This is a genomic window from Sphingomonas sp. AX6, from assembly GCF_902506605.1.
In the GTDB taxonomy this organism is placed as follows: Bacteria; Pseudomonadota; Alphaproteobacteria; order Sphingomonadales; family Sphingomonadaceae; genus Sphingomonas.
This window is the reverse complement of sequence record NZ_LR733979.1, coordinates 2986562-3010162: the sequence shown is the minus strand read 5'-3', so window position 1 is coordinate 3010162 and position 23601 is coordinate 2986562. Positions and strand designations below refer to the sequence as shown.

General features: G+C 62.4%; 33 protein-coding genes. 31 read left to right on the top strand and 2 right to left on the bottom strand.

Annotation, left to right across the window (positions count from 1 at the left end; translation table 11 throughout):
• The first annotated feature begins 74 nt into the window (after nt 1-74).
• From wrbA to ENHY17A_RS14605, 5 genes are all read left to right on the top strand, one after another.
• Complete coding sequence (wrbA, locus tag ENHY17A_RS14625; RefSeq protein WP_159713908.1) at nt 75-677, top strand: NAD(P)H:quinone oxidoreductase; 603 nt, start codon at nt 75-77, stop codon at nt 675-677.
• A gap of 148 nt (nt 678-825) precedes the next feature.
• A complete protein-coding gene (locus tag ENHY17A_RS14620) occupies nt 826-1548 on the top strand; it encodes an RluA family pseudouridine synthase (RefSeq protein WP_159713906.1) in 723 nt (240 codons plus the stop codon).
• Nucleotides 1541-1948: an alternative ribosome rescue aminoacyl-tRNA hydrolase ArfB gene (gene arfB, locus ENHY17A_RS14615; protein ID WP_159713904.1), complete on the top strand. Its 408-nt coding sequence runs from the start codon at nt 1541-1543 to the stop codon at nt 1946-1948. The genes ENHY17A_RS14620 and arfB overlap by 8 nt, the downstream gene beginning before the upstream one ends.
• Before the next feature lie 184 nt (nt 1949-2132).
• On the top strand, nt 2133-2618 hold the full coding sequence (locus ENHY17A_RS14610; protein ID WP_159713902.1) for a GAF domain-containing protein: 486 nt from the start codon (nt 2133-2135) through the stop codon (nt 2616-2618).
• A 173-nt stretch (nt 2619-2791) separates the two neighbouring features.
• Nucleotides 2792-3931 carry an RcnB family protein gene (locus ENHY17A_RS14605; RefSeq protein ID WP_159713900.1) on the top strand — a complete coding sequence of 380 codons (1140 nt, stop codon included), beginning with the start codon at nt 2792-2794 and terminating at the stop codon, nt 3929-3931.
• A 173-nt stretch (nt 3932-4104) separates the two neighbouring features.
• On the opposite strand, the gene ENHY17A_RS14600 is transcribed toward ENHY17A_RS14605, so the two are convergent.
• Entirely contained in the window at nt 4105-5400 is a 1296-nt protein-coding gene (locus ENHY17A_RS14600) for a M28 family metallopeptidase (RefSeq protein ID WP_159713898.1), read from the bottom strand.
• Between the two features lie 204 nt (nt 5401-5604).
• Complete coding sequence (locus ENHY17A_RS14595; RefSeq protein ID WP_159713896.1) at nt 5605-6060, bottom strand: universal stress protein; 456 nt, start codon at nt 6058-6060, stop codon at nt 5605-5607.
• A 129-nt stretch (nt 6061-6189) separates the two neighbouring features.
• On the opposite strand from ENHY17A_RS14595, the gene ENHY17A_RS14590 reads away from it, so the two are divergent.
• From ENHY17A_RS14590 to rplE, 26 genes are all read left to right on the top strand, one after another.
• Nucleotides 6190-7488: a pyruvate dehydrogenase complex dihydrolipoamide acetyltransferase gene (locus ENHY17A_RS14590; RefSeq protein ID WP_159713894.1), complete on the top strand. Its 1299-nt coding sequence runs from the start codon at nt 6190-6192 to the stop codon at nt 7486-7488.
• Nucleotides 7489-7493: 5 nt separating this feature from the next.
• Nucleotides 7494-7715 (top strand): hypothetical protein, encoded by a 222-nt coding sequence (locus tag ENHY17A_RS14585; RefSeq protein WP_159713892.1) that lies wholly within the window; start codon nt 7494-7496, stop codon nt 7713-7715.
• Nucleotides 7708-8109 (top strand): acyl-CoA thioesterase, encoded by a 402-nt coding sequence (locus ENHY17A_RS14580; RefSeq protein ID WP_159713890.1) that lies wholly within the window; start codon nt 7708-7710, stop codon nt 8107-8109. The genes ENHY17A_RS14585 and ENHY17A_RS14580 overlap by 8 nt, the downstream gene beginning before the upstream one ends.
• Entirely contained in the window at nt 8106-8744 is a 639-nt protein-coding gene (locus ENHY17A_RS14575) for a hypothetical protein (RefSeq protein ID WP_159713888.1), read from the top strand. The genes ENHY17A_RS14580 and ENHY17A_RS14575 overlap by 4 nt, the downstream gene beginning before the upstream one ends.
• A gap of 12 nt (nt 8745-8756) precedes the next feature.
• Nucleotides 8757-10175: a dihydrolipoyl dehydrogenase gene (gene lpdA / locus ENHY17A_RS14570; protein WP_159713886.1), complete on the top strand. Its 1419-nt coding sequence runs from the start codon at nt 8757-8759 to the stop codon at nt 10173-10175.
• Nucleotides 10176-10212: 37 nt separating this feature from the next.
• Nucleotides 10213-10443, top strand: coding sequence for an AbrB/MazE/SpoVT family DNA-binding domain-containing protein (locus ENHY17A_RS14565; protein ID WP_159713884.1), 231 nt, complete (start codon nt 10213-10215; stop codon nt 10441-10443).
• Nucleotides 10433-10780: a type II toxin-antitoxin system PemK/MazF family toxin gene (locus ENHY17A_RS14560; RefSeq protein WP_159713882.1), complete on the top strand. Its 348-nt coding sequence runs from the start codon at nt 10433-10435 to the stop codon at nt 10778-10780. The genes ENHY17A_RS14565 and ENHY17A_RS14560 overlap by 11 nt, the downstream gene beginning before the upstream one ends.
• Nucleotides 10781-11068: 288 nt before the next feature.
• Entirely contained in the window at nt 11069-11440 is a 372-nt protein-coding gene (rpsL, locus tag ENHY17A_RS14555) for a 30S ribosomal protein S12 (RefSeq protein WP_022691828.1), read from the top strand.
• 50 nt (nt 11441-11490) lie between these two features.
• The gene (gene rpsG / locus ENHY17A_RS14550; RefSeq protein ID WP_159713880.1) at nt 11491-11961 is read left to right on the top strand and encodes a 30S ribosomal protein S7; all 471 of its coding nucleotides are present in this window, start codon (nt 11491-11493) and stop codon (nt 11959-11961) included.
• A gap of 195 nt (nt 11962-12156) precedes the next feature.
• Entirely contained in the window at nt 12157-14253 is a 2097-nt protein-coding gene (fusA, locus tag ENHY17A_RS14545) for an elongation factor G (protein ID WP_159713879.1), read from the top strand.
• A gap of 103 nt (nt 14254-14356) precedes the next feature.
• Nucleotides 14357-15550 (top strand): elongation factor Tu, encoded by a 1194-nt coding sequence (tuf, locus tag ENHY17A_RS14540; RefSeq protein ID WP_159713878.1) that lies wholly within the window; start codon nt 14357-14359, stop codon nt 15548-15550.
• Between the two features lie 300 nt (nt 15551-15850).
• Nucleotides 15851-16345, top strand: coding sequence for a hypothetical protein (locus ENHY17A_RS14535; protein WP_236547990.1), 495 nt, complete (start codon nt 15851-15853; stop codon nt 16343-16345).
• Nucleotides 16346-16560: 215 nt separating this feature from the next.
• Nucleotides 16561-16869: a 30S ribosomal protein S10 gene (gene rpsJ, locus ENHY17A_RS14530; protein WP_159713877.1), complete on the top strand. Its 309-nt coding sequence runs from the start codon at nt 16561-16563 to the stop codon at nt 16867-16869.
• Nucleotides 16870-17129: 260 nt separating this feature from the next.
• Nucleotides 17130-17990 (top strand): 50S ribosomal protein L3, encoded by an 861-nt coding sequence (gene rplC, locus ENHY17A_RS14525; RefSeq protein ID WP_159713876.1) that lies wholly within the window; start codon nt 17130-17132, stop codon nt 17988-17990.
• A 2-nt stretch (nt 17991-17992) separates the two neighbouring features.
• Nucleotides 17993-18631, top strand: coding sequence for a 50S ribosomal protein L4 (gene rplD / locus ENHY17A_RS14520; protein WP_159713875.1), 639 nt, complete (start codon nt 17993-17995; stop codon nt 18629-18631).
• A complete protein-coding gene (locus tag ENHY17A_RS14515; RefSeq protein WP_159713874.1) occupies nt 18624-18938 on the top strand; it encodes a 50S ribosomal protein L23 in 315 nt (104 codons plus the stop codon). The genes rplD and ENHY17A_RS14515 overlap by 8 nt, the downstream gene beginning before the upstream one ends.
• A gap of 4 nt (nt 18939-18942) precedes the next feature.
• Complete coding sequence (gene rplB, locus ENHY17A_RS14510; protein WP_159713873.1) at nt 18943-19791, top strand: 50S ribosomal protein L2; 849 nt, start codon at nt 18943-18945, stop codon at nt 19789-19791.
• On the top strand, nt 19791-20069 hold the full coding sequence (rpsS, locus tag ENHY17A_RS14505; RefSeq protein ID WP_159713871.1) for a 30S ribosomal protein S19: 279 nt from the start codon (nt 19791-19793) through the stop codon (nt 20067-20069). The genes rplB and rpsS overlap by 1 nt, the downstream gene beginning before the upstream one ends.
• On the top strand, nt 20069-20446 hold the full coding sequence (rplV, locus tag ENHY17A_RS14500) for a 50S ribosomal protein L22 (RefSeq protein ID WP_159713869.1): 378 nt from the start codon (nt 20069-20071) through the stop codon (nt 20444-20446). The genes rpsS and rplV overlap by 1 nt, the downstream gene beginning before the upstream one ends.
• Before the next feature lie 3 nt (nt 20447-20449).
• The gene (rpsC, locus tag ENHY17A_RS14495) at nt 20450-21160 is read left to right on the top strand and encodes a 30S ribosomal protein S3 (protein ID WP_159713867.1); all 711 of its coding nucleotides are present in this window, start codon (nt 20450-20452) and stop codon (nt 21158-21160) included.
• 10 nt (nt 21161-21170) lie between these two features.
• On the top strand, nt 21171-21602 hold the full coding sequence (gene rplP, locus ENHY17A_RS14490) for a 50S ribosomal protein L16 (protein WP_159713865.1): 432 nt from the start codon (nt 21171-21173) through the stop codon (nt 21600-21602).
• Between the two features lie 3 nt (nt 21603-21605).
• The gene (gene rpmC, locus ENHY17A_RS14485; RefSeq protein WP_159713863.1) at nt 21606-21809 is read left to right on the top strand and encodes a 50S ribosomal protein L29; all 204 of its coding nucleotides are present in this window, start codon (nt 21606-21608) and stop codon (nt 21807-21809) included.
• 10 nt (nt 21810-21819) lie between these two features.
• Complete coding sequence (rpsQ, locus tag ENHY17A_RS14480) at nt 21820-22098, top strand: 30S ribosomal protein S17 (RefSeq protein WP_159713861.1); 279 nt, start codon at nt 21820-21822, stop codon at nt 22096-22098.
• Between the two features lie 226 nt (nt 22099-22324).
• Nucleotides 22325-22693: a 50S ribosomal protein L14 gene (gene rplN / locus ENHY17A_RS14475; protein WP_159713859.1), complete on the top strand. Its 369-nt coding sequence runs from the start codon at nt 22325-22327 to the stop codon at nt 22691-22693.
• Nucleotides 22693-23013, top strand: coding sequence for a 50S ribosomal protein L24 (gene rplX, locus ENHY17A_RS14470; protein ID WP_159713857.1), 321 nt, complete (start codon nt 22693-22695; stop codon nt 23011-23013). Before rplN ends, rplX begins: the two co-directional genes overlap by 1 nt.
• Nucleotides 23006-23593, top strand: coding sequence for a 50S ribosomal protein L5 (gene rplE, locus ENHY17A_RS14465; protein WP_159713855.1), 588 nt, complete (start codon nt 23006-23008; stop codon nt 23591-23593). The genes rplX and rplE overlap by 8 nt, the downstream gene beginning before the upstream one ends.
• Nucleotides 23594-23601 lie beyond the last annotated feature (8 nt).

Here is a 23601-nt window from a genome sequence, read left to right as displayed (position 1 = left end):
ATGTGCGGATTTGAATGCCGCCTGAGACCCCTGCTTCCGCAGGGGTGACCGTCCCTTTTTGACCGGAGTTTCTCATGACCAAAGTTCTCGTCCTTTATTACTCGTCTTACGGCCACCTCTCGCAAATGGCGGATGCTGTCGCCGAAGGCGCGCGGTCGGCAGGTGCCGAGGTCGATGTCCTGCGTGTGCCGGAAACCGCACCGGCAGAGGTCGCCGCGGCGGCGGGATTCAAGTCGGATCACACTCATGCGTTGATCTCTGGCGTCGACGCGTTGGCCGATTACGACGCGATCGTCATCGGCGCGCCGACGCGGTTCGGGCGGATGCCGAGCCAGATGGCAAACTTCCTCGATCAGGCGGGCGGGCTGTGGTTCCGCGGCGCGCTGAACGGCAAGGTCGGCGCGGCGTTCACCTCCACCGCCAGTCAGCATGGCGGGCAGGAGACGACCCTGTTCTCCATCATCACCAACCTGCTGCATTTCGGGCTGACGATCGTTGGGTTGGATTATGGGTTTGCCGGGCAGAACGGGGTCGATGAAGTGAAGGGCGGATCGCCCTACGGCGCGACCACCATCGCCGATGCGGACGGCAGCCGGATGCCGTCTGCCACCGAACTCGACGGCGCGCGCTATCAGGGCAAGCGCGTCGCAGAGGTTGCCGCCAAGCTTCACGGCTGACGCGGCGCGCCGCCGTCCCTGCCCCTCCCTCGAAGGGGCGGCGGCGCATTTTTATCATTTCCCCCGCACCAAATCCGTTCGCATTTCGACAAGCTCAGCACGAACGGGGATGGGTGGAACACAAACGCATGCGGTGTATAGGCCGATCATGCTCACCGATCTGGTCCTGTTTATCGATGGCGAGGCCATCATCATCGACAAGCCGTCGGGCCTGCCCGTTGATCGCCCGCGCGACCGATCGCGCAGTGTCGAGGATATGCTGGGCGACCTGACCTTCGGCTTCATGCGCGAACCGCTACCGGTCCACCGGCTGGACCGCGACACGTCGGGTTGCCTGCTGCTTGCCCGCAACCCCAAGGCGCACAAGAAATTCCAGCAGGTGTTCGAGGCTGGACAAGTGTCCAAACGCTATGTCGCGGTGCTTGACGGGATTCCCGAGGGCGAGGGCGGCATGATCGACCTGCCGCTGGGCAAGGTCAGCACGCGCGAGGAGGGCTGGCGGATGGTCGGCGACCCGCAAGGCAAATCGGCGGTGACGCGTTGGGAAAAGCTGACCGAGCGCGACGGCGGGGCGCTGGTCGCCTTCTATCCCGAAACCGGACGCACGCATCAGATCCGCGTCCACGCCGCCGAGGGGCTGGGCGTGCCGGTAGTCGGCGATCCGGTCTATGGTCGGGGCGGGCGGCCGATGCTGCTGCATTCGGCATTTCTGTCGCTGCCACGTGCCGGAAAGCCGCCGGTAGAGGCGATATCGCCCTTGCCGCGCCGCTTCATCGAGGCGGGCTTTACCGAAGAAGAAGCCAAGATTTTCCCGGCAGAGGATGCTGTCGACACCAGCGCGCCTGCGGCGCCCGAACCCAGCGATGGCTGAGTATGTCATCCCGGACGCGGCGATCGTCGAGGAACGCTTCCTCGCCGCATCGGGGCCGGGCGGGCAGAACGTCAACAAGGTGGCGACGGCGGTGCAGTTGCGGGTCGACGTCTATCGGTTGGGGCTGGCGCCCTATGCTTATGCCAAGTTGAAGGAACTTGCAGGAAGCCGGATGACGGCGGCGGGCGAATTGCTGATTACCGCGCGGCGGTTTCGCACGCAGGACGCGAACCGCAGCGATGCCCGCGAACGGATCGCGGAACTGGTGATGAAGGCCCATGAGCGCGACCCGCGGCGGGTGAAGACCAAGGTGAGCAAGGCGGCGAAGGCGCGACGCGTGGATGCGAAGAAAAGTCGGGCGGTGGTGAAGGCGGGGCGGGGCAGAGTTTCGTTTGATTGATGGATTATAATTGCCCTCCGCCCGTTTGTTTCGAGCCCTTCGGCTGCCTGCCAAGGCAGGCGCTCAGGATAAACTTCCGCAAAAGGCGGAAGTCGAGAAACGCATTCCGCGCTCCAAGATCACGTTTCTCGACTTCGCTCGAAACGAACGGGTAAGGGCAGTTCGGATAAGCCTTAGGATCCCCATGTACGCTTTCGATATCGCCACCGACGACAAGCCCACGCTCTATCGCGACCTGTACGAAGCCGTGGATGCGATCACCACGGGTGAGCCCGATGGCATCGCCAACATGGCCAATGTCGCGGCGTTGCTGTGGCAATTCCTGCCCGATCTGAACTGGGCGGGATTCTATCGCACGGTGGGCGAGGACGAACTGGTGCTGGGGCCGTTTCAAGGCAAGGCGGCGTGTATCCGCATTCCGTTCGGGCGCGGCGTGTGCGGCGCAGCGGCCGCCAGTGGCGAGACGCAGTTGGTCGAGGACGTCCATGCGTTTCCCGGGCATATCGCTTGCGATGCCGACAGTCGCTCCGAACTCGTGGTGCCGGTGGTGCGCGACGGGCGGGTGACCGCGGTGATCGACCTCGACAGCCCCAGCGCAGCGCGGTTCGACGAGGCGGACGCGCGTGGGGTGGAGGCGATCGCGGCGTTGCTGGCCAACCGGATCGGCTGACCCGGCGCGGGGCATTGCGCGTCCCGCCACTCCCGATTTTGCGTCATTCTGGCACAGGGCTTAACCATAGAGCGGTGTCGGCGAATCGCTGACGCGTGCGTTAAGCTGCTGTGAACCAAAAATGCGCCGATCGGCCCCATGGACGATCCGGTTTCGCATAAGGAGCAAAGTCTATGCGCGCCATGATCGTCCTAGCGCTGGCAGCATCGCCATTGGCGCTCGCTGCACCCGCCGATGCGCAAAGCGTGATCCGCGACGGCAAATGGGTGAGCGGGCAGCCTGCGCCGCCGCCTCCGCCTCCGCCTCCGCCAGTCGAGGAAGCGGCGCCGATCGCGCCAGCACCCGCGACCGTGCCCGATGCCCCGATCGCGGCACCCCAGGCACAGCCCGCGCCGCGCTTCGCTCCGCGTGCCGAAGTGGTTCAGCCGGTGCCGACTGCGCCCAAGCCTCCGGTCGCACGCGCGGCTGTCCCGCCAGCGCCCACGCCCGCGCCGGGCGATGCCGGAGCGCTGCCACCGCCACCCCCCCCCGCCGCTGCACCCGTGGCGCGCGCCGAGGCTCCGCCTCCACCACCGCCGGGCGCATCCTATGCACCGCCTGCAAAACCCGCCCCGGTGCGCCGCGCCGATGCGCCGCCGCCGCCAAAACCGCGGCCTGCGCTGGAGCGTCATGCCGACGCGCCACCCCCGCCGCGTCCTCATCACGAGGCCGAGCGACACGCCGATGCACCGCCGATGCCGCACCGTCACGCCGACGCCAAGCCGCATCATGCGCCCAAGCATCGCTGGGGCGAGCAGCGTGAGGGTCGTTGGGAAGGCGGCTGGCAAGCACCCGGCGGCTGGGGTGCCTATCGTCGCCCCGCGCAAGGCTGGAGCCTGCCGCGTTACTGGTGGGCACCCGAATTCGTGGTCGTCGATTACTGGACCTATGACCTGGACGCGCCGTCGCGCGACGATCGCTGGGTCCGTTATTATGACGATGCGGTGCTGGTCGACCGGCACGGACAGGTGATCGACTGGGTCGAGGGCATCGACTGGAACGATGGTGCGGGGCATTATTATGCCGACGACCGCGACGGATATTATGACGACTATGCCGAGGGTTACGCCGCGGACTATGCGCCGCCGGGCTATCCGGCGGGGGGCTATATCTCTGGCGGATATTATTACCCGCCCGCGGTCACCCACACGATCCGCATCGACAGCGAACCGGTGGTGACCAGCCGGACCTATGTCACCGAGGAAGTCGTCACGACGCGCGGCAAGGGTGGCAAGTCGTACCGCCGCGTGCAGACGAAGAAGTGCAACTGCTAGGCGGTTGACGGGGGCGGGCGGCAAGGCTCTGGGGGGAGCCTTGCCGTCTGACTGTACAGCCAGTCTCTCACCGTTCGTTTCGAGCGAAGTCGAGAAACGTGTTCCTTAGCGCCTCGCCACGTTTCTCGACCTCGCTCGAACAAACGGATTGAGAGGAAAACCGAGGCGCTGAGTTACTGACCCCGTCCGGCGAACGCGACGATCGATTCCGCGCCGTCCTTCGACAGTGACGACACGCCGACGAAATGATCGTCGACGACGATATCCTTCAACACCAGTTCGGTCGTGTTCGCGGGCACGTCGCGGTGGTCGGTCCAGTTCTGCGCGTTGTTGCGGCGCCAGTGGATGCGGTATCCGGCAGCACCCGGAGCGGCTTCCCATTTGACCGTCGTATCAGTGGAGACCGCGCCGTCCATCCGGACATTGTTCGGCACCGCGGGCGCGCTGGCGAAGCGGCGGATGGCGTTGAGGTTCAACTGGACGATCCGCGCCATGTACGGGAAGTCCATCTTGTCGATGGTGTCGCCATAAACGCGGCCATTTTCGGTACGCAGATCCTGGTGCTGCTGGTCGTAATTCTCCGCCGCGACGGTGAATCGGACTGCCGGATAGCCGAGTCGGAGAAACGCTTCGTGATCGCCGCCGCGGCCGAAGCGGTCGGGGCGGCGGTTGACGAACACGTCGATGCCCTTGGTGTCTTCGGAGACTTCGGCGATCGCCTTGGCCAGCGCGCGGCTGGGGCCGTCATCCTCGCCGCCGTCGCCGCGTCGTTTGCGGTGCTGCTCCAGCGTTTCGACCGCGCGGATGCCTTCGGAAAAGACGCGGACGCGGTCCGAAATGCGCTTGCCGTTCTGGCCGACCGTGTTGCCCACCATGTCGTTGTTGAGCGCGGCGGAGACGACCCAACCGCGTTCTTTTGCGGTCTCGGCGAGCAGCGTCGCGCCCCATAATCCCTGCTCCTCGCCCGACAGCGCGGCATAGATGATGGTGGCGTCGAATTGCTCCTTCGACAGGATGCGTGCGGCCTCGATCACCAAGGCGACGCCCGATGCGTCGTCGTTCGCGCCCGGTGAGTCGGCGGTGAAGTTCATCACGTCGGACACGCGGCTGTCGATATGGCCCATGACGATGACGACGCGGTTCGGGTCGCGGCCTTTCTGGAAGCCCAGCACGTTGACGACGTTGACGCCGTCGGGCGCGCGCGGACCCTCGAACGTGCGCGCCAAGTTCGCAACCTGGATGCAGTTGCCGCACGACGCGCTGATCCGTTCAAATTCGTTCGCGGTCCAACGGCGGGCGGCACCGATGCCGCGGGTGGGGTGATCGGGATCGGACAGCGTGTGTCGTGTGCCGAAACTAACGAGCTTTTCGACCGTGGCTCGGAGGGCGGCGGGATCAACCTTGTCCTGGGCGTGTGCTGGCGTGGCGAAGAGGAGGGGGAGGGCGGCGAGGGCGAGGAGATGCTTCATGGGCGCGGATGCTGGCGGGCGGGCGCGCGGTTGGCAAGGGGTTGTGACACACCCCTGGCCGTTTGTGTCGAGTAGGGTTCGAGCGAAGTCGAGAAGCCGTATCGAGACAGGGCGTCCGTGCGGCTCCTCTACCTCGATAGGCCTTCTCGACAAGCTCGAAGGCTACTCGGCACCAACGGGGGAGGGGGCGCAGTCAGGTCGGCTTCAACTCAGCCGGTCGATGCCTTCGCGGTCCAGGCTGCCGGGGATGATCATCACCGGCACGCTCAGCTTGCCCGCATCGGTGCCTGAAAAGTGCGTGACCAACGTACCCGGCGCGCCGGTCGCCGCCGCGCCCAGCACCAGTGCTGCGATTTCTGGATTGGCCTCGATCATCTCGCGGACGATCTTGGCGGCGTCACCTTCCTGTACGGTAATCGACGGCTTGATTCCCGATTCCTGGAGCAAGGTGCCCGCCGCGCCTGTGACCAGCGCCTCCGCGCGGGTGCGGGCTTCCTCCTCGATCGTGGCCTGGACGCCGCCCCATTGGACGAAGTCCTGCTTCGGGATCAGCGCCAGGATTTCGACATTGCCGCCGGTCTTCACCGCGCGCCGCGCGGCGAAGCGCAGCGCGATCTCGCTTTCCGGGCTTTCGTCGATGACGACGAGATAGGTACGCATGGTCTCAATTCCCCCAATCGAGTGCGATAGGTGACGCGAAAGCCGCGCTTTCGCAAGTCGCGCCGCCCTTGACCTTAGGGAAACAGGCGGCGAGAGAGGGCGTCCCCAGGGAACCATTGCAGGAATCGCATGTCGATCGAAATCAAGATGCCCGCGCTGTCGCCGACGATGGAAGAGGGCACGCTCGCCAAATGGCTGGTCAAGGAAGGCGACACCGTGTCGTCGGGCGACTTGATGGCGGAAATCGAGACCGACAAGGCGACGATGGAATTCGAAGCGGTGGACGAAGGCGTGATCGCCAAAATCCTGGTCGCCGAGGGTACGGACAATGTGAGGGTCGGCACGGTGATCGCGATCCTGGCCGAAGAGGGCGAGGATGCGTCGGCGGCGGCTTCGTCGGGTGGCGACGTGAAGGCCGAGGCGCCGAAGGAAGAAGCCAAGGCCGAAGCGCCGAAGGATGAGCCGAAGGCAGAGGCGCCCAAGACCGCGGCACCCGCACCCGCACCTGCATCGGGTGACCGGGTGAAGGCAAGCCCGCTGGCACGCCGGATCGCTGCGGAAAAGAATATCGACCTGGCATCGCTGTCGGGTTCGGGACCGAATGGTCGCGTGGTGAAGGCGGACCTTGAGGGCGCGAAGCCCGGTGCCGCTGCGCCCGCACCGTCTGCGGCTCCCGCCGCCGCGCCTGCGCCTGCCGCTGCGCCGACCGAATCCAAAGCGGTCTGGTACGACGACAGCATCCCGCATTCGGTGGACAAGCTGTCGAACATCCGCAAGACGATCGCCCGCCGCCTGACCGAGGCGAAGCAGACGATCCCGCACATCTATCTGACGGTCGATATTCGCCTCGATGCGCTGCTCAAGCTGCGCGGCGACCTCAACAAGTCGCTCGAATCGCGCGGCGTGAAGCTGTCGGTCAACGACATGCTGATCAAGGCGCTGGGCGTGGCGCTGGAAGCGACGCCCAAGTGCAACGTTACGTTCGCGGGCGATACGCTGGTCAGCTATCACCGCGCCGACGTGTCGGTCGCGGTATCGACGCCGTCGGGCCTGATCACGCCGATCATCCGCGACGCGGCCAATAAGGGGCTGGCCAAGATTTCTACCGAGATGAAGGAACTGGCGGGGCTGGCCAAGGACAACAAGCTGAAGCCCGAGCAATATCAGGGCGGCACCGCCTCCATCTCGAACATGGGCATGTTTGGCATCAAGCAGTTCGATGCGGTCATCAACCCGCCGCAGGGAATGATCCTGGCGATCGGCGCGGGTGAGAAGCGGCCTTACATCGTCGATGACGCGCTTGGCGTCGCCACCGTGATGTCGGCCACCGGCAGTTTCGACCACCGCGCTATCGACGGCGCGGACGGTGCGGAATTGATGAAGCTGCTGAAGGAACTGATCGAGAGCCCGATGGGGCTGCTCGCCTGAGCACGATGATCGGAAAACGCACCGCGGTCGAATTGCTGGCCTGTGCGGCGGGCCTGATGGCGGCCTATATGATCGGGTCGGTGTCGGTCTGGGCCTATCCGCTGGCGCGCGACAATATCTGGCTGGTGACCTGGGTTTCGATGGGCGTCGTCGTAATCCTCAACATCGGACAGATCAGGCGCGCGATGGATGTTGACCGGGCAGGGCAGGATGGCACCCATGACTGACGCACGGACAGAAACCCCGCCACCGGGCGCGCCCGCGATCCGCGTGACGACGATGCCCGCCGACGCCAACCCCTATGGCGACATCTTCGGCGGCTGGCTGATGAGCCAGATGGATATGGCCGCCGGGCTGGTCGCGTCCCGCCATTCGAAGGGTCGCGCGGTGACGATCGCGGTCGATGCGATGCAGTTCCTGGCACCCGTTGCGATCGGCGACGAAGTGTCGGTCTATGCCGAACTGGTCAAGACCGGGCGGACCAGCATGACGATCGAGGTCGAAGCCTGGCGCCGCGACCGCCATGTCGAGGAACAATGCCGGGTGACCAAGGCGCGCTTCGTGTTCGTCGCGATCGACGAGGCGAGGAAACCGCGGGTGATTGAGGATGGCCGCGGATGAGCTGGTCGGAGTCCCGTAAGGCTTTTAATAGCGGCACTATTAACTTTGCCACTTGCGGAATTATGATCATCGGTGGTGCCAATTCGTATGTCAGAGGCGACTTTGGCGAGGAGAGTTCTGAAGTCCGAGCTAAGGATGGGCCGGAAGCCCGGATGGTTTTGGATACGCTCTTATTTGCCCACGCTGTCGATCTATTTCAGAGCTATTTGGCTGACCTGGTTTTGGAGATCATATCGAAAGACCATCGCTCCCTCAGGGGGCGGCAAATATCGATCGGAATACTATTTGACAGCGCCGACATTCAAACCGCTCGAAAAGCTGCCATAGACAAGTATGTCGCCGATTTGGGATATCAAAGCATTGATGATTTGTCTCAAAGTATTGAGAAATCCCTCGGATTAAAGGTTCTACGCCGTCCATTGACTCGCTTGAGGCTTACGAGATTTATCCAGATGCGAAATGTCATCACTCATAATCGTGGGATGGCGAACCAAATCTACTTGAGCAAATCGGGATCAAAACGTGACCGATTGGGGGAGCGCGTGAAAATTGGCAAACCCCTGCGCGTTCTAAAATATCTTGATCATTTGGTGGCTGAAATAGATGCCGAAGCGGTTGCCAAGTTTAGTTTATGAAAGAAAGCAGTGATGGCTGACACCTACGACCTCATCGTTCTCGGCTCCGGACCTGGCGGCTATGTCGCCGCGATCCGCGCGGCGCAGCTGGGGCTGAAGACCGCGATCGTCGAGCGCGAGAATCTGGGGGGGATCTGCCTCAACTGGGGATGCATCCCGACCAAGGCGCTGCTGCGCTCGGCGGAAATCTTCCACTACATGCAACATGCCAAGGATTATGGCCTCGCCGCCGAGAAGATCAGCGCCGATCTGGACGCGGTGGTGAAGCGGTCGCGCGGGGTGGCGAAACAGCTCAATCAGGGCATCGGGCACCTGATGAAGAAGAACAAGATCGCCGTGCATATGGGCGAGGGGAAGCTGGTCGCGAAAGGCAAGCTGTCGGTCACCGAAAAGGACGGCAAGGCGACCGAACTGACCGCCAAGCACATCATCGTCGCGACCGGCGCCCGGGCGCGCGACTTGCCCGGCACGCCTGCCGACGGCAAGCGCGTCTGGACCTATCGCCACGCGATGACCCCCACCGAGATGCCGAGCAAGCTGCTGGTCATCGGATCGGGCGCGATCGGCATCGAGTTCGCAAGCTTCTACAACGACATGGGATCGGACGTGACCGTCGTCGAGATGATGGACCGGATCGTCCCGGTCGAAGATGCCGACGTCTCCGCGTTCCTGGAGAAGTCGCTGACCAAGCAGGGTATGCGCATCCTGACCAAGGCGGGCGTGAGCGATCTTAAGCCCGGTGCCGACGGCGTGTCGGTGAAGCTGAAGGACAAATCGGGCAAGGAAACCGCCGAGACGTTCAGCCACGTGATCGTCGCGATCGGCATCGTTCCGAACACCGAAAAGATCGGGCTCGACACGCTGAAGGTCGAGACCGACGATCGCGGTTTCCTGAAGACCGACCCGATGTGCCGCACCAATGTCGAGGGCATCTGGGCAATCGGCGACATCACCGCGCCGCCCTGGCTCGCGCACAAGGCGAGCCATGAAGGCGTGATCGCCGCCGAGGCCATCGCCCAGGCGCTGGGCAACAAGGATGTGCATCCGCACGCGATGGACGTGCTCAACATTCCCGGCTGCACCTATTGCCACCCGCAGGTCGCCTCGGTTGGTCTAACCGAAGCCAAGGCCAAGGAAGCGGGTTATGAGGTCAAGGCTGGCACCTTCCCCTTCATCGGCAACGGCAAGGCGATCGCGCTCGGCGAAGCAGAAGGCTTCATCAAAACGGTTTTCGACGCCAAGACCGGCGAGTTGCTGGGTGCGCACATGGTCGGCGCGGAAGTGACCGAACTGATCCAGGGTTATACCGTCGGCAAGACGCTGGAGACGACCGAGGTCGAGTTGATGAACACGGTATTCCCGCACCCGACGCTGAGCGAAATGATGCATGAGAGCGTCCTCGCGGCTTATGGGCGGGCGTTGCATATCTGATTTGCGTCGGCATCCATGGGATATTACGTAATACCCCATGGAGATTACCAAGATCACGTCCAAACATCAGGCCACGGTCCCTGCGGAAATCCGGGCAGCGTTGGGGTTGAAGGCGGGGGACGCCATCGAATGGGTTGTCGATGATGCCGGAGTCGCGCGCGTCCGCAAGGCGACCGCGCTCGATCTGCTGTATCTTAAAGGCATCGACCGGTCGCTCGCCGAGGAATGGTTGAGCGACGCCGATATGGATGCATGGCGTGAGCTATGACCGGTTCGACGTTGTCGTCGTGCCGTTTCCGTTCACCGATCGCGATGCCAGCCTGCGTCGCCCCGCATTGATCCTTTCCGACGCGCAGTTTGTTGCCGATACCGGCAGCCACGTACTGGCAATGATTACACGGGCCGCGCGGTCGAACTGGCCGCTGGATGTGCCGTTGACGGACGTTGCGACCGCGGGACTTGCAGTCGAGTGCCGCGTCCGCATGAAGCTGTTCACGCTGGATGCGAACCTTATTCTGAAGCGTGCAGGGTGGCTTGGAGAACACGATGCCGACGCCGTGTCAGATGCGCTCGCCGCACTGTTCGGGTTGAACGGAGCCGCCTGACAGGGCGGGTGCTGGTTGGGGACGTGGCGCTTGTCCCTGCCGCCATCCCTATTGGCCTCCGACGCTGTTGACGCTCTCACCCCTCGCGCGTATAGGCCCGCCGTTCCCAAGCGGTCGGCGATGCCGATTCCCGCGACCTTCCGGTCGTGCGTTTGGGGCGCAAGAGCTGAACGTTGTTGGAGACGAGGGCCGGGGGGCGTTGCCTGCCAGGCCTTCTTGTATTGCACGACCAGGGGCTCCAGCAGAGTAACCGCCGGGTTTTCCGGCAACAAAAAGGTGAAGGGCTTCATGCCAACGATCAACCAGTTGGTCCGCAAGGGCCGCGACCCGCAGAAGGCCAAGTCCAAGGTCCCTGCGATGGAACAGAACCCGCAAAAGCGCGGCGTCTGCACTCGCGTTTACACGACGACCCCGAAAAAGCCGAACTCGGCGCTTCGCAAGGTCGCCAAGGTTCGCCTGACGAACCAGCGCGAAGTCATCAGCTACATTCCGGGCGAAGGCCACAATCTCCAGGAACACAGCGTCGTGCTGATCCGCGGCGGTCGTGTGCGCGATCTTCCCGGCGTGCGTTATCACGTCCTGCGCGGCGTTCTCGATACCCAGGGTGTCAAGGACCGCAAGCAGTCGCGTTCCAAGTACGGCGCAAAGCGTCCGAAGTAAGCCGATCGACCTGTTCGATCATCACGGCTGAAGTTTAGAAGGAATTTGAAATGGCACGTCGTCGTCGCCCAGAAAAGCGTATCATCCTGCCCGATCCCAAATATGGGGATGAGGTTCTGTCCAAGTTCATGAATTCGGTCATGCTGGACGGCAAGAAGTCGGTTGCCGAAAACATCGTTTACGGTGCGCTCGAAACCGTCGAACAGCGTGCGAAGAAGGAGCCGATCGGCGTCTTCCACGAAGCGCTGAACAACATCGCGCCGGGCATCGAAGTCCGTTCGCGCCGCGTTGGCGGTGCGACGTACCAGGTTCCGGTCGAAGTGCGTCCCGAACGCGCCCAGGCGCTAGCGATCCGCTGGCTGATCGGTGCGGCGCGCGCGCGCAGCGAAAACACGATGGCGGCACGCCTGTCGGGTGAACTGATGGATGCTGCCAACAACCGCGGCAACGCCGTGAAGAAGCGCGAAGACACGCACCGCATGGCGGAAGCGAACCGCGCCTTCTCGCATTACCGCTGGTAAGACCTATATGGGGGTGGGCCGCACGGCTCACTCCCACCACCGTTCGTCCCAAGCGTAGTCGAGGGACATTTCTGGCGAAGCGAGAAGGTGAGGCGCTGTAATCCTCGGCTTTCGTCGGCCAAGTCCCTCGACTTCGCTCGGGACGAACGGAAAATTTTCAAACCGCCGCGCCCATGCGGCACAGGAGTTACGACCATGGCCCGCAGCCATCCGCTCGAGCGCTATCGCAATATCGGTATCATGGCGCATATCGACGCCGGCAAGACCACGACCACCGAGCGTATCCTTTATTACACCGGCAAGTCGTACAAGATCGGCGAAGTGCATGAAGGCACGGCGACGATGGACTGGATGGAGCAGGAGCAGGAGCGCGGGATCACGATCACGTCGGCTGCGACCACCTGCAAGTGGAAGGCCGAAGATGGTCAGGGCGAAGAGCATCTGATCAACATCATCGATACCCCGGGCCACGTCGACTTCACGATCGAAGTCGAGCGTTCGCTGCGCGTGCTCGACGGCGCGGTTGCGTGCTTCGACGGCGTTGCCGGTGTCGAGCCGCAGTCCGAAACCGTGTGGCGTCAGGCCGACAAGTACGGCGTGCCGCGCATGTGCTTCGTCAACAAGCTCGACCGCACGGGCGCCGATTTCTATTTCTGCGTCGATTCGATCATCGAACGCCTCGGTGCGCGTCCGGCCGTCCTGTATCTGCCGATCGGCATCGAAGGTGGGTTCAAGGGCCTGGTCGACCTGGTTCACAACCGCGCGATCATCTGGCTTGAAGAAAGTTTGGGCGCGAAGTTCGAATATCAGGAAATCCCCGACGACCTTAAGGAAAAGGCCGCGAAGTATCGCAGCGACCTGATCGAAATGGCCGTCGAGCAGGACGACGACCTGATGGAAGCGTATCTCGAAGGCAATGAGCCCTCGGTCGCCGACCTGAAGAAGCTGATCCGTAAAGGCACGCTGAGCATGGCATTCGTGCCGGTGGTCTGCGGCTCGGCATTCAAGAACAAGGGCGTCCAGCCCCTGCTCGACGCCGTGGTCGATTATCTGCCGTCGCCGCTCGACGTTCCCGCCATCAAGGGTCTGAAACTCGACGGCGAGACCCCGGACGAGCGTCCGTCGGACGACAACGCACCGTTCTCGGCACTGGCGTTCAAGATCATGAACGATCCGTTCGTGGGTACGCTGACCTTCGCCCGCATCTATTCGGGCAAGCTGGAGACCGCATCGCAGGTCACCAATTCGGTCAAGGACAAGAAGGAAAAGGTCGGCCGTATGCTGTTGATGCATGCGAACGAGCGCGAGGACATTCAGGTGGCCTATGCAGGCGACATCGTTGCGCTGGCGGGTCTGAAGGACACGACGACCGGTGACACGCTGTGCGCGATGAACGCGCCGATTATCCTTGAGCGGATGGAATTCCCCGAGCCCGTGATCGAGCTGTCGGTGGAACCGAAGACCAAGGCCGACCAGGAAAAGATGGGCGTCGCGCTCAATCGTCTGGCGCGCGAAGATCCGTCGTTCCGCGTGTCGTCCGACAATGAAAGCGGCCAGACCATCATCAAGGGCATGGGCGAACTTCACCTCGAAATCCTGGTCGATCGCATGAAGCGCGAGTTCAAGGTCGAGGCGAATGTCGGCGCGCCGCAGGTGGCGTATCGCGAATATCTGAAGAAGCCGGTCGATATCGACTATACCCACAAGAAGCAGTCGGGCGGCACGGGCCAGTTCGGTCGGGTCAAGGTAAAGATGACTCCGGGTGAACGCGGTGCGGGCATCCTGTTCAAGGACGAGATCAAGGGCGGCAATATTCCCAAGGAATATATCCCCGCGATCGAGAAGGGTTTTCGTGAGACGGCGGCCACGGGTTCGTTGATCGGGTTCCCGATTATCGATTTCGAGATCGTGCTGTATGACGGCGCGTACCATGACGTCGATTCATCGGCGCTGGCGTTCGAAATCTGTGCTCGCGGTGCGATGCGCGAAGCGGCACAGAAGGCGGGCATCACTTTGCTCGAGCCGGTCATGAAGGTCGAAGTCGTGACCCCGGAAGATTATCTGGGTGACGTCATCGGCGACATGAACAGCCGTCGCGGTCAGATCCAGGGCACCGACAGCCGCGGCAACGCACAGGTTGTCGAGGCGATGGTTCCGCTGGCGAACATGTTCGGCTACGTAAACTCGCTGCGTTCGTTCACGCAGGGCCGCGCGCAATATTCGATGCAGTTCTCGCATTATGACGAAGTGCCGTCGAACGTCGCCGAGGAATTGAAGGCGAAATTGGCCTGAGCGTAATCGCTCGGGACTGGCGTAAACCAAACACAGCCGCTATGGGGCCGCGTTCCAGCGATTCCCTGCGTGGCGCGGACTAAGACTCAGAAGGTAGGAAACAATGGCCAAGGCAAAATTCGAGCGGAACAAGCCGCACCTCAACATCGGCACCATCGGTCACGTCGACCATGGCAAGACGTCGCTGACCGCGGCGATCACCAAGGTGCTGGCAGAAACCTCGGGCGGCACCGCCGTTGATTTCGCCAACATCGACAAGGCTCCCGAAGAGCGCGAGCGCGGCATCACCATTTCGACCGCACACGTCGAATATGAAACCGAAAACCGCCACTATGCGCACGTCGATTGCCCGGGCCACGCCGATTATGTGAAGAACATGATCACCGGTGCGGCGCAGATGGACGGCGCGATCCTGGTCGTGTCGGCAACCGACGGCCCGATGCCGCAGACCCGCGAGCACATCCTGCTCGCCCGTCAGGTTGGCGTGCCTGCAATGGTCGTGTTCATGAACAAGGTCGATCTGGTCGACGACGAGGAAATCCTCGAGCTGGTCGAAATGGAAATCCGCGAGCTTCTCAGCGCGTATGAATTCCCCGGCGACGACATTCCCGTCATCAAGGGTTCGGCAACCTGCGCGCTTTCGGGTTCGAACGACAAGTTCGGCAAGGAAGCCGTGCTCGAACTGATGAAGGCCGTTGACGAGTACATCCCGCAGCCCGAGCGTCCGCTCGACAAGCCGTTCATGATGCCGATCGAAGACGTGTTCTCGATCTCGGGTCGCGGCACGGTCGTCACTGGTCGCGTCGAAACCGGCATCGTCAAGGTCGGCGAAGAAGTCGAAATCGTCGGCATCCATCCGGAAGTCCGCAAGACCACCGTCACGGGCGTCGAAATGTTCCGCAAGCTGCTCGACCAGGGCCAGGCTGGCGATAACGTCGGCGCGCTGATCCGCGGCGTCGCTCGCGACGAAGTCGAGCGTGGCCAGGTTCTCTGCAAGCCCGGCTCGATCAAGCCGCACACCGAGTTCAAGTCGGAAGTGTACGTGCTGTCGAAGGAAGAAGGCGGTCGTCACACGCCGTTCTTTGCGAACTATCGTCCGCAGTTCTACTTCCGCACGACCGACGTGACCGGCACCGTCGAGCTGCCCGAGGGCACCGAAATGGTGATGCCCGGCGACAACGTCGCACTTGGCATCAAGCTGATCGCACCGATCGCCATGGACGTCGGCCAGCGTTTCACCATCCGTGAAGGCGGTCGTACCGTCGGCGCGGGTGTCGTGAGCGCCATCGACAAGTAAGTATTCGACCCTCCAAAGGGTTGGAAATGAGAAGGCCCGGCTTCCCGAGAGGGAGGCCGGGCTTTTCTTGTTTCCGATGTGTGAGCAAGGAGTGCCAACTGGCGGACCCCGCTAGCAGAAGAATGACATGCTCCCGTCCGTTCGTTTCGAGCGAAGTCGAGAAACGCATTCTCTGCGATTGCTTCACTTTTCTCGACTTCGCTCGAAACGAACGGCTAGTGTGGCACCAATCCGAGAAAATCTCCCTGTGAGCGGACTTGATCGGCAACAACGGCATTGATGTTGGGTGGACGAGGTTGGATGCGGCAGATCGCGCTTATTCTATCGCTGGCGCTGGCCACCGCTTGCGAACGCGCGCCAGACGCGCCTCCGCCCGCCAATCTGTCCTTCGAGGGTCTTCCGGTGACCGGCGATCTGGACTTTGCCCGTAGCGCGGGATTTGCGCGCTGCATGGAGCTTGGCCGTTATCTGCGCTGTCGGCGGGAGGGCGTCGAGTTTGGGGGAGGGGGATCTTATCACGCCGCCGTCGATGCGCTTGGAAATGAGGGGGCGAGCGGCTTCCACGAAGTGAGCCTGTGGAGCGAAACCGACCAATCGGCGATGTCGCGGATCGGCAACGAACTGGCTGAGCAGGGCTGGGATCAATGCCGAACCGGTCAGGAGGATCGCGGCGACCAGCGGATCCTGACAAAGGCGGGCTCGCCGGTTCGGGTTTCGATCGACATCACCTATTGGGGAAAGCGCCGTTTGCGTATTCTGCCTGAGCGGGGGCAGCCCACGGGGCGTTGCTGGTAGGGACTTGCCCAAGTGGCAGGGATGGGTTTCGCCCGGATTTCTGCCGGTCGCTGCGAAAAATCTGAAATCCGGGGTTGATTGCAACGCCCGTCCGCTGTAGTGGCCCGCCTTCAGTTTTCGTTTGAACCAGCAAGAGGCGGCCTTCGGCCGTCACCCCGGTATTCGCCGGGATGACGACAGGATGAGCAGCCCCGCTCTTTCGCATCGGTAGGGACATGGACAACAATATCCGCATTCGCCTGAAGGCGTTCGACCATCGCGTGCTCGACCAGGCTGCCGGCGACATCGCCGACACCGCGCGTCGCACCGGCGCACTGATCCGTGGCCCCATTCCGCTGCCCACCCATATCGACAAGTTCACGGTCAACCGTGGCCCGCACATCGATAAGAAGTCGCGCGAGCAGTTCGAGACCCGCACCTACAAGCGGATGCTCGACATCGTTCAGCCGACTCCGCAGACGGTCGATGCGCTGATGAAGCTCGATCTTGCAGCGGGTGTTGATGTTGAGATCAAGCTGGCGTAAGGACGCCGCTTCTCGATAGAGACGAGATTCGTTTTCGCGCCGTCTGGCCGGAAACAGGCTCCCCGATCCGGGTGAGCCACGAGGGTAAAACCTCAGACAAGTTAGGGATACCGCCGGGGTTCGCCCCGGGCCCGCGTCCCCCGTCTTGTTCCGGCCTTGGCTGGAACTTCGGCCCGGACGGGGCTCGCACACTACCAGGGTTGTCACGCCCGCGGGAACATGGGGTTCTCGTGGGCCTCTGTTATAGGAGTATATGGATCATGCGTACTGGCGTGATCGCGAAGAAAATGGGGATGACCCGCCTGTTCCAGGACGATGGTCGGCACGTGCCGGTAACCGTTCTGTCACTCGAAGGCGCACAGGTTGTCTCCGTTCGCGAACAAGACCGCGACGGTTATGTCGCAGTTCAGGTGGGTGCAGGCACCGCCAAGTCGAAGAACGTCGCCAAGCCGCAGCGTGGCCATTTCGGCAAGGCCGAAGTGGAGCCTAAGGCGAAGCTCGTTGAATTCCGCGTGTCCGACGACGCCGTCCTCGAAGTGGGCGCCGAAATCTCGGCTGACCACTACGTCGCCGGTCAGATGGTCGACATTCAAGGCGTCACGCAGGGCAAGGGCTTTGCCGGCGCCATGAAGCGCTGGAACTTCGGCGGGATGCGCGCAACCCACGGCGTTTCGGTTTCGCACCGTGCGCATGGTTCGACCGGTCAGCGTCAGGATCCGGGTCGCGTCTTCAAGAACAAGAAGATGGCAGGCCATATGGGCGCGCGCAATCGCACCCAACAAAATCTAGAAGTCGTCTTCACCGACGTCGAGCGCGGCCTGATCTTCGTCAAGGGGTCGGTCCCCGGCTCGAAGGGTGGCTGGTTGATCGTCAAGGATTCGGTGAAGGTCGCGCGTCACGCCGATGCGCCGTTCCCCGCCGCGATCCGCGATCCCAAGCACAATGGCGAAGAGCATGTCGTCGCTTCGGTCGAAGACGGTGCAGTTCATGAAATTCCGGCACTGCCGAGCGACGAAGAAGTCGCAGCAGGCGTCGTTGCTGCCGATGATGCCGGTGCAGGCACGGTGAACCCCGATGCGGGTGAAGCCGATGGCGCCACCGAAACCGGCAAGGAGGGCTGAGCGTGAAGATCAAGGTTCAAACCCTCGACGGTAAGAAGGTCGATGGCGGCAAGGCCGATATCGAGCTGAACGACGACGTCTTCGGTCTCGACCCGCGCGCAGACATTCTGCACCGCGTCGTGACCTGGCAGCTCGAAAAGCGTCGTGCGACCGCACGCGGTACGCGCGAGCGTTCCGACGTTGCCCGCACCGGCAAGAAGTTCGGTCGCCAGAAGGGCGGCGGTACGGCACGTCACGGCGATCGCCGTGCGCCGATCTTCGTCGGCGGTGGTAAGGCTCACGGTGCGCGCGTCCGTGACTTCAATCCGTCGCTGAACAAGAAGATTCGTGCACTTGGCCTGAAGATGGCGCTTTCGAGCCATGCCAAGGCGGGTTCGCTGATCGTCATGGACAGCCTGACGCTGAAGGACGCGAAGACCAAGGCGCTGAAGGGCGACCTGGCCAAGCTGGGCTTCGGCAAGACCGCACTCGTCATCGATGGCGACATGGTCGAAAACAGCTTCGCACTGGCCGCCGGCAACCTGTCGGAAATCAGCGTGATGCCGGCCGTGGGCGCCAACGTCTATGATATCCTGAAGCATGACACGCTGGTGCTGACCCGCGCCGCTGTCGAAAAGCTGGAGGCGCGTTTCAATGGCTAAAAAGCCGACCAAGGCGGTCGATATCCGCCATTACGACGTGGTGCTCGCGCCCCACATCACCGAGAAGTCGACGCTCGTCAGCGAGCAGAACGCGGTGGTGTTCAAGGTCGCGAACGACGCAACCAAGCCCGAGATCAAGGCAGCCGTAGAAGCGCTGTTCAACGTCTCCGTGACGCGCGTGAATACGATCGTCCAGAAGGGCAAGACCAAGCGCTGGAAGGGTGCTCCCTACAAGCGTTCGGACATGAAGAAAGCGATCGTGACGCTGAAGGACGGCGATTCGATCGACGTCACGACGGGGATCTGAGGCAATGGCACTCAAGCATTTTAATCCGACGTCGCCGGCACGCCGCGCGCTCGTCCTGATCGACCGCTCGGGCCTGCACAAGGGAGGCCCCGTCAAGGCGCTGACCGAAGGCAAGCGCAAGACCGGTGGCCGCAACAACAAGGGTCACGTCACCAGCCGCGGTATCGCGGGTGGCCACAAGCAGCGTTATCGCATCGTCGATTTCAAGCGCCGCCTGTGGGATGTCGACGGCACGGTCGAGCGGATCGAATATGATCCCAACCGCACCGCGTTCATCGCGCTGGTCAACTATGGTGCAGACGAAGCGGGCAAGGATCGCATCGCCTATATCCTGGCGCCGCAGCGTCTGGCCGTTGGCGACAAGGTCGTCGCGGGCAAGAAGACCGACGTGAAGCCGGGCAACGCCATGGAGCTGGGTCAGGTGCCTGTCGGCACCATCGTCCACAATGTGGAGATGAAGCCGGGCAAGGGTGGTCAGATCGCACGTTCGGCAGGCACCTATGTGCAGGTCGTCGGTCGCGACCGCGGCATGGTCATCGTTCGCCTGAATTCGGGCGAGCAGCGCTACATCCATGCAAATTGCATGGGTACGGTCGGTGCGGTGTCCAACCCGGACAACCAGAACCAGAATCAGGGCAAGGCAGGCCGCAACCGTTGGAAGGGCATTCGCCCGCTGACCCGCGGCGTCGCAAAGAACCCGGTCGACCATCCGCACGGCGGTGGTGAAGGCCGGACCTCGGGCGGCCGTCATCCGGTCACCCCCTGGGGCAAGCCGACCAAGGGTGCGCGCACCCGCCACAACAAGGCGACGGACAAGATGATCATCCGTAGCCGTCACGCGAGGAAGAAGTAATGGCTCGCTCGGTATGGAAGGGTCCGTTCGTGGACCTTCACCTGCTCAAGAAAGCAGAAGTCGCACAGGATGCAGGCAGCCGTTCGGGTCCGATCAAGACCTGGTCGCGTCGCTCAACGATCCTGCCGCAGTTCGTTGGTCTGACGTTCAACGTCTATAACGGCCGCAAGTTCGTGCCGGTGTCGGTGAACGAGGAAATGGTCGGCATGAAGCTCGGTGAATTCGCGCCCACGCGCTACTTCCCAGGCCACGCCGCCGACAAGAAGGGCAAGCGCTGATGAGCAAGCAGAAAGCTCCGCGCCGCGTCGCTGATAACGAGGCGCTGTCGGTCGGCACCCAGATCCGGGGTTCGGCGCAGAAGCTGAACCTTGTCGCGGGCCTGATCCGCGGCCGCAAGGTCGGCGATGCGATGAACATCCTTTCGTTCTCGACGAAGGCGATGGCGGTCGACGCACGCAAGGTTCTGGCATCGGCCATCGCCAATGCGGAAAACAACCACAATCTCGACGTCGACGCCCTCGTCGTCGCCGAGGCGTCGGTCGGCAAGGCGATCACGATGAAGCGTTTCGCAACGCGCGGTCGTGGCAAGTCGACCCGCATCCTGAAGCCGTTCTCGCGCCTTCGGATTGTCGTTCGCGAGCAGGAAGAGGCGTAAGTCATGGGTCAGAAGAGCAATCCGATCGGTCTGCGTCTCCAGATCAACCGCACCTGGGACAGCCGCTGGTATGCAGAAGGCGCCGAGTATGGCCGTCTGCTGCTTGAGGATCTGAAGATCCGCAAGTACATCACCGAAACGCTGAAGCAGGCCGCGATCTCAAAGGTCGTGATCGAGCGTCCGGCAAAGCTGTGCCGCATCTCGATCTATGCAGCACGCCCCGGCGTGATCATCGGCAAGAAGGGCGCTGACATCGAGAAGCTTCGCAAGAAGCTGGCGTCGATGACCTCGTCGGACGTGTCGCTGAACATCGTCGAAATCCGCAAGCCCGAAGTCGACGCCAAGCTCGTCGCCCAGGGCGTGGCCGATCAGCTCGAGCGTCGCATCGCGTTCCGTCGTGCCATGAAGCGCGCGGTCCAGTCGGCACTTCGCCTGGGTGCAGAGGGCATTCGTATCACCTGTGGCGGTCGCCTGGGTGGCGCCGAAATCGCGCGTACCGAATGGTATCGCGAAGGTCGCGTTCCGCTGCACACGCTGCGCGCGAACGTCGATTATGCCGAAGCCACCGCGCATACCGCCTATGGCGTGTGCGGCGTGAAGGTGTGGATCTTCAAGGGCGAGATTCTCGGCCATGACCCGATGGCGCAGGACCGGTTGATGATGGAGGCTCAAACCTCCGGTGTCCGTCCGGCCCGCGACGACCACCGTCGCTAAGGAATAGAAAATGCTGCAACCAAAGCGCACAAAATTCCGCAAGGCCTTCAAGGGCCGCATCCATGGCGACGCCAAGGGTGGCACCAGCCTGAACTTCGGGTCGTATGGCCTGAAGGCGATGGAGCCGGAGCGGATCACCGCACGCCAGATCGAGGCGGCTCGCCGCGCGATCACGCGTCACATCAAGCGTCAGGGACGTTTGTGGATCCGCGTATTCCCGGACGTTCCGGTGTCGTCGAAGCCTGCCGAAGTCCGCATGGGCAAGGGCAAGGGCGCGCCTGAATATTGGGCAGCCCGCGTCAAGCCCGGCCGCATCCTGTTCGAGCTGGACGGCGTTGCCGGTCCGCTTGCTGCGGAAGCGTTCGAGCGTGCAGCGATGAAGCTGCCGATCAAGGTCAAGGTCGTCGCTCGCCTCGGCGATACGACGCACCTGGAGGGTTAATCGATGACCAAAGCAACCGATCTTCGGGTGAAGAGCGACGACCAGCTGTCGGAAGACCTGGGCAACCTGAAGCGCGAGGCATTCAACCTGCGCTTTCAGGCCGCGACGAGCCAGATGGAAAAGCCGAGCCGGGTCAAGGAAGTCCGCCGCGACATCGCCCGTATCAAAACGCTTCAGTCCGAGCGCGTGCGCTCGGCTGCGAAGTAAGGAAACAATCATGCCGAAGCGCGTGCTGACGGGGCAGATCGTCTCCGACAAGACCGACAAGACGGTGGTGGTTCTGGTAGAGCGTAAGGTCAAGCACCCGCTCTATGGCAAGATCATCCGTCGTTCGAAGAAGTATCATGCTCATGATGAGAGCAATGAGTACAAGCATGGCGAAACCGTGCGGATCGAAGAGACCGCACCAATCTCCAAGCTGAAGACCTGGAAGGTCATCGCGCGGGTCAACACCCATGCGACGCCCGAAGAGGTTGCGGCCGCGGCTGACGCGTAAGCGTCGCAGCGACACGAACTTCACCGTTCGTGTCGAGTAGGGTTCGAGTTTATCGAAAACCCGTATCGAGACAGGCGCTTTTGTGGCGATCCTCCCTCGATACGCCTTCTCGACAAGCTCGAAGGCTACTCGGGACAAACGGGGTGGAAAATGGGCTTTCCTCGGAAAGCTTGTCGAAGGCGGGTTCCGGTCAGAAATCGGACCCATATGAGAAGGAATTGGATCGATGATCCAGATGCAATCCAATCTCGACGTCGCTGACAACAGCGGCGCGAAGCGGGTGCAGTGCATCAAGGTGCTGGGCGGCTCCAAGCGTCGCGTAGCCGGTGTGGGCGACGTCATCGTCGTCAGCATCAAGGAAGCTGCTCCCCGTGGTAAGGTCAAGAAGGGCGACGTTCACCGCGCCGTCATCGTCCGTACGCGCAAGGACATTCGTCGCGCAGACGGTTCGGTGATCCGGTTTGACGGCAACGCCGCCGTTCTGGTCAACAAGAACGAGGAGCCGATCGGCACCCGTATCTTTGGCCCAGTGGTCCGCGAACTGCGTGGGCGCGGCTACATGAAAATCATCAGCCTTGCGCCGGAGGTGCTGTAATGGCGTCTGCTCGTATCAAGAAGGGTGACCAGGTCGTGGTCCTGTCCGGCAAGGACAAGGGCCGCACCGGTGAAGTCACCAAAGCGATGCCAAAGGACGGCAAGGTCGTCGTGTCCGGCGTCAATGTTGCCGTGCGGCACAAGAAGCCGACCCAGACCAACCCGCAGGGTGGCCTGGAGCGTTCGGAAGCACCGTTGCACATCTCGAAGGTTGCGCTCGCGGATCCCAAGGATGGCAAGCCCACCCGCGTCCGCTTCGAAGAGCGCGACGGCAAGAAGGTCCGTGTGGCCGTGAAGTCGGGGGAGGTCATCAATGGCTGATCAATACACGCCGCGGATGAAGTCGCTCTATGACGACAAGATCGCCAAGGCGATGACCGAGAAGTTCGGTTACAAGAACGTCATGGAAGTGCCGCGCATCGACAAGATCGTCCTGAACATGGGCGTCGGCGAAGCAACGCAGGACAAGAAGAAGGTCGACCAGGCAGCATCCGAAATGGAGCTGATCGCCGGCCAGAAGCCTGTCGTTACCAAGGCGAAGAAGTCGATCGCACAGTTCAAGCTGCGCGAAGGCATGGCAATCGGTTGCAAGGTCACCCTGCGCCGTGAACGCATGTACGAATTTCTCGACCGTTTCATCACGATCGCGCTTCCCCGCGTCCGCGATTTCCGGGGCCTGAACCCGAAATCGTTCGACGGCCGTGGCAATTATGCCTGCGGTATCAAGGAGCAGCTCGTATTCCCCGAGATCAACTATGACCGCATCGACGTGGTGCGCGGCATGGACGTGATCGTCACCACCACGGCTAAGACCGACGACGAAGCTCGCGAGCTTCTGCGTCTCTTCGGCTTCCCGTTCCCGCAGGAAACTGTGGACGGTGAAGCGAAGCAAGCTGCGTAAGGAAGGAA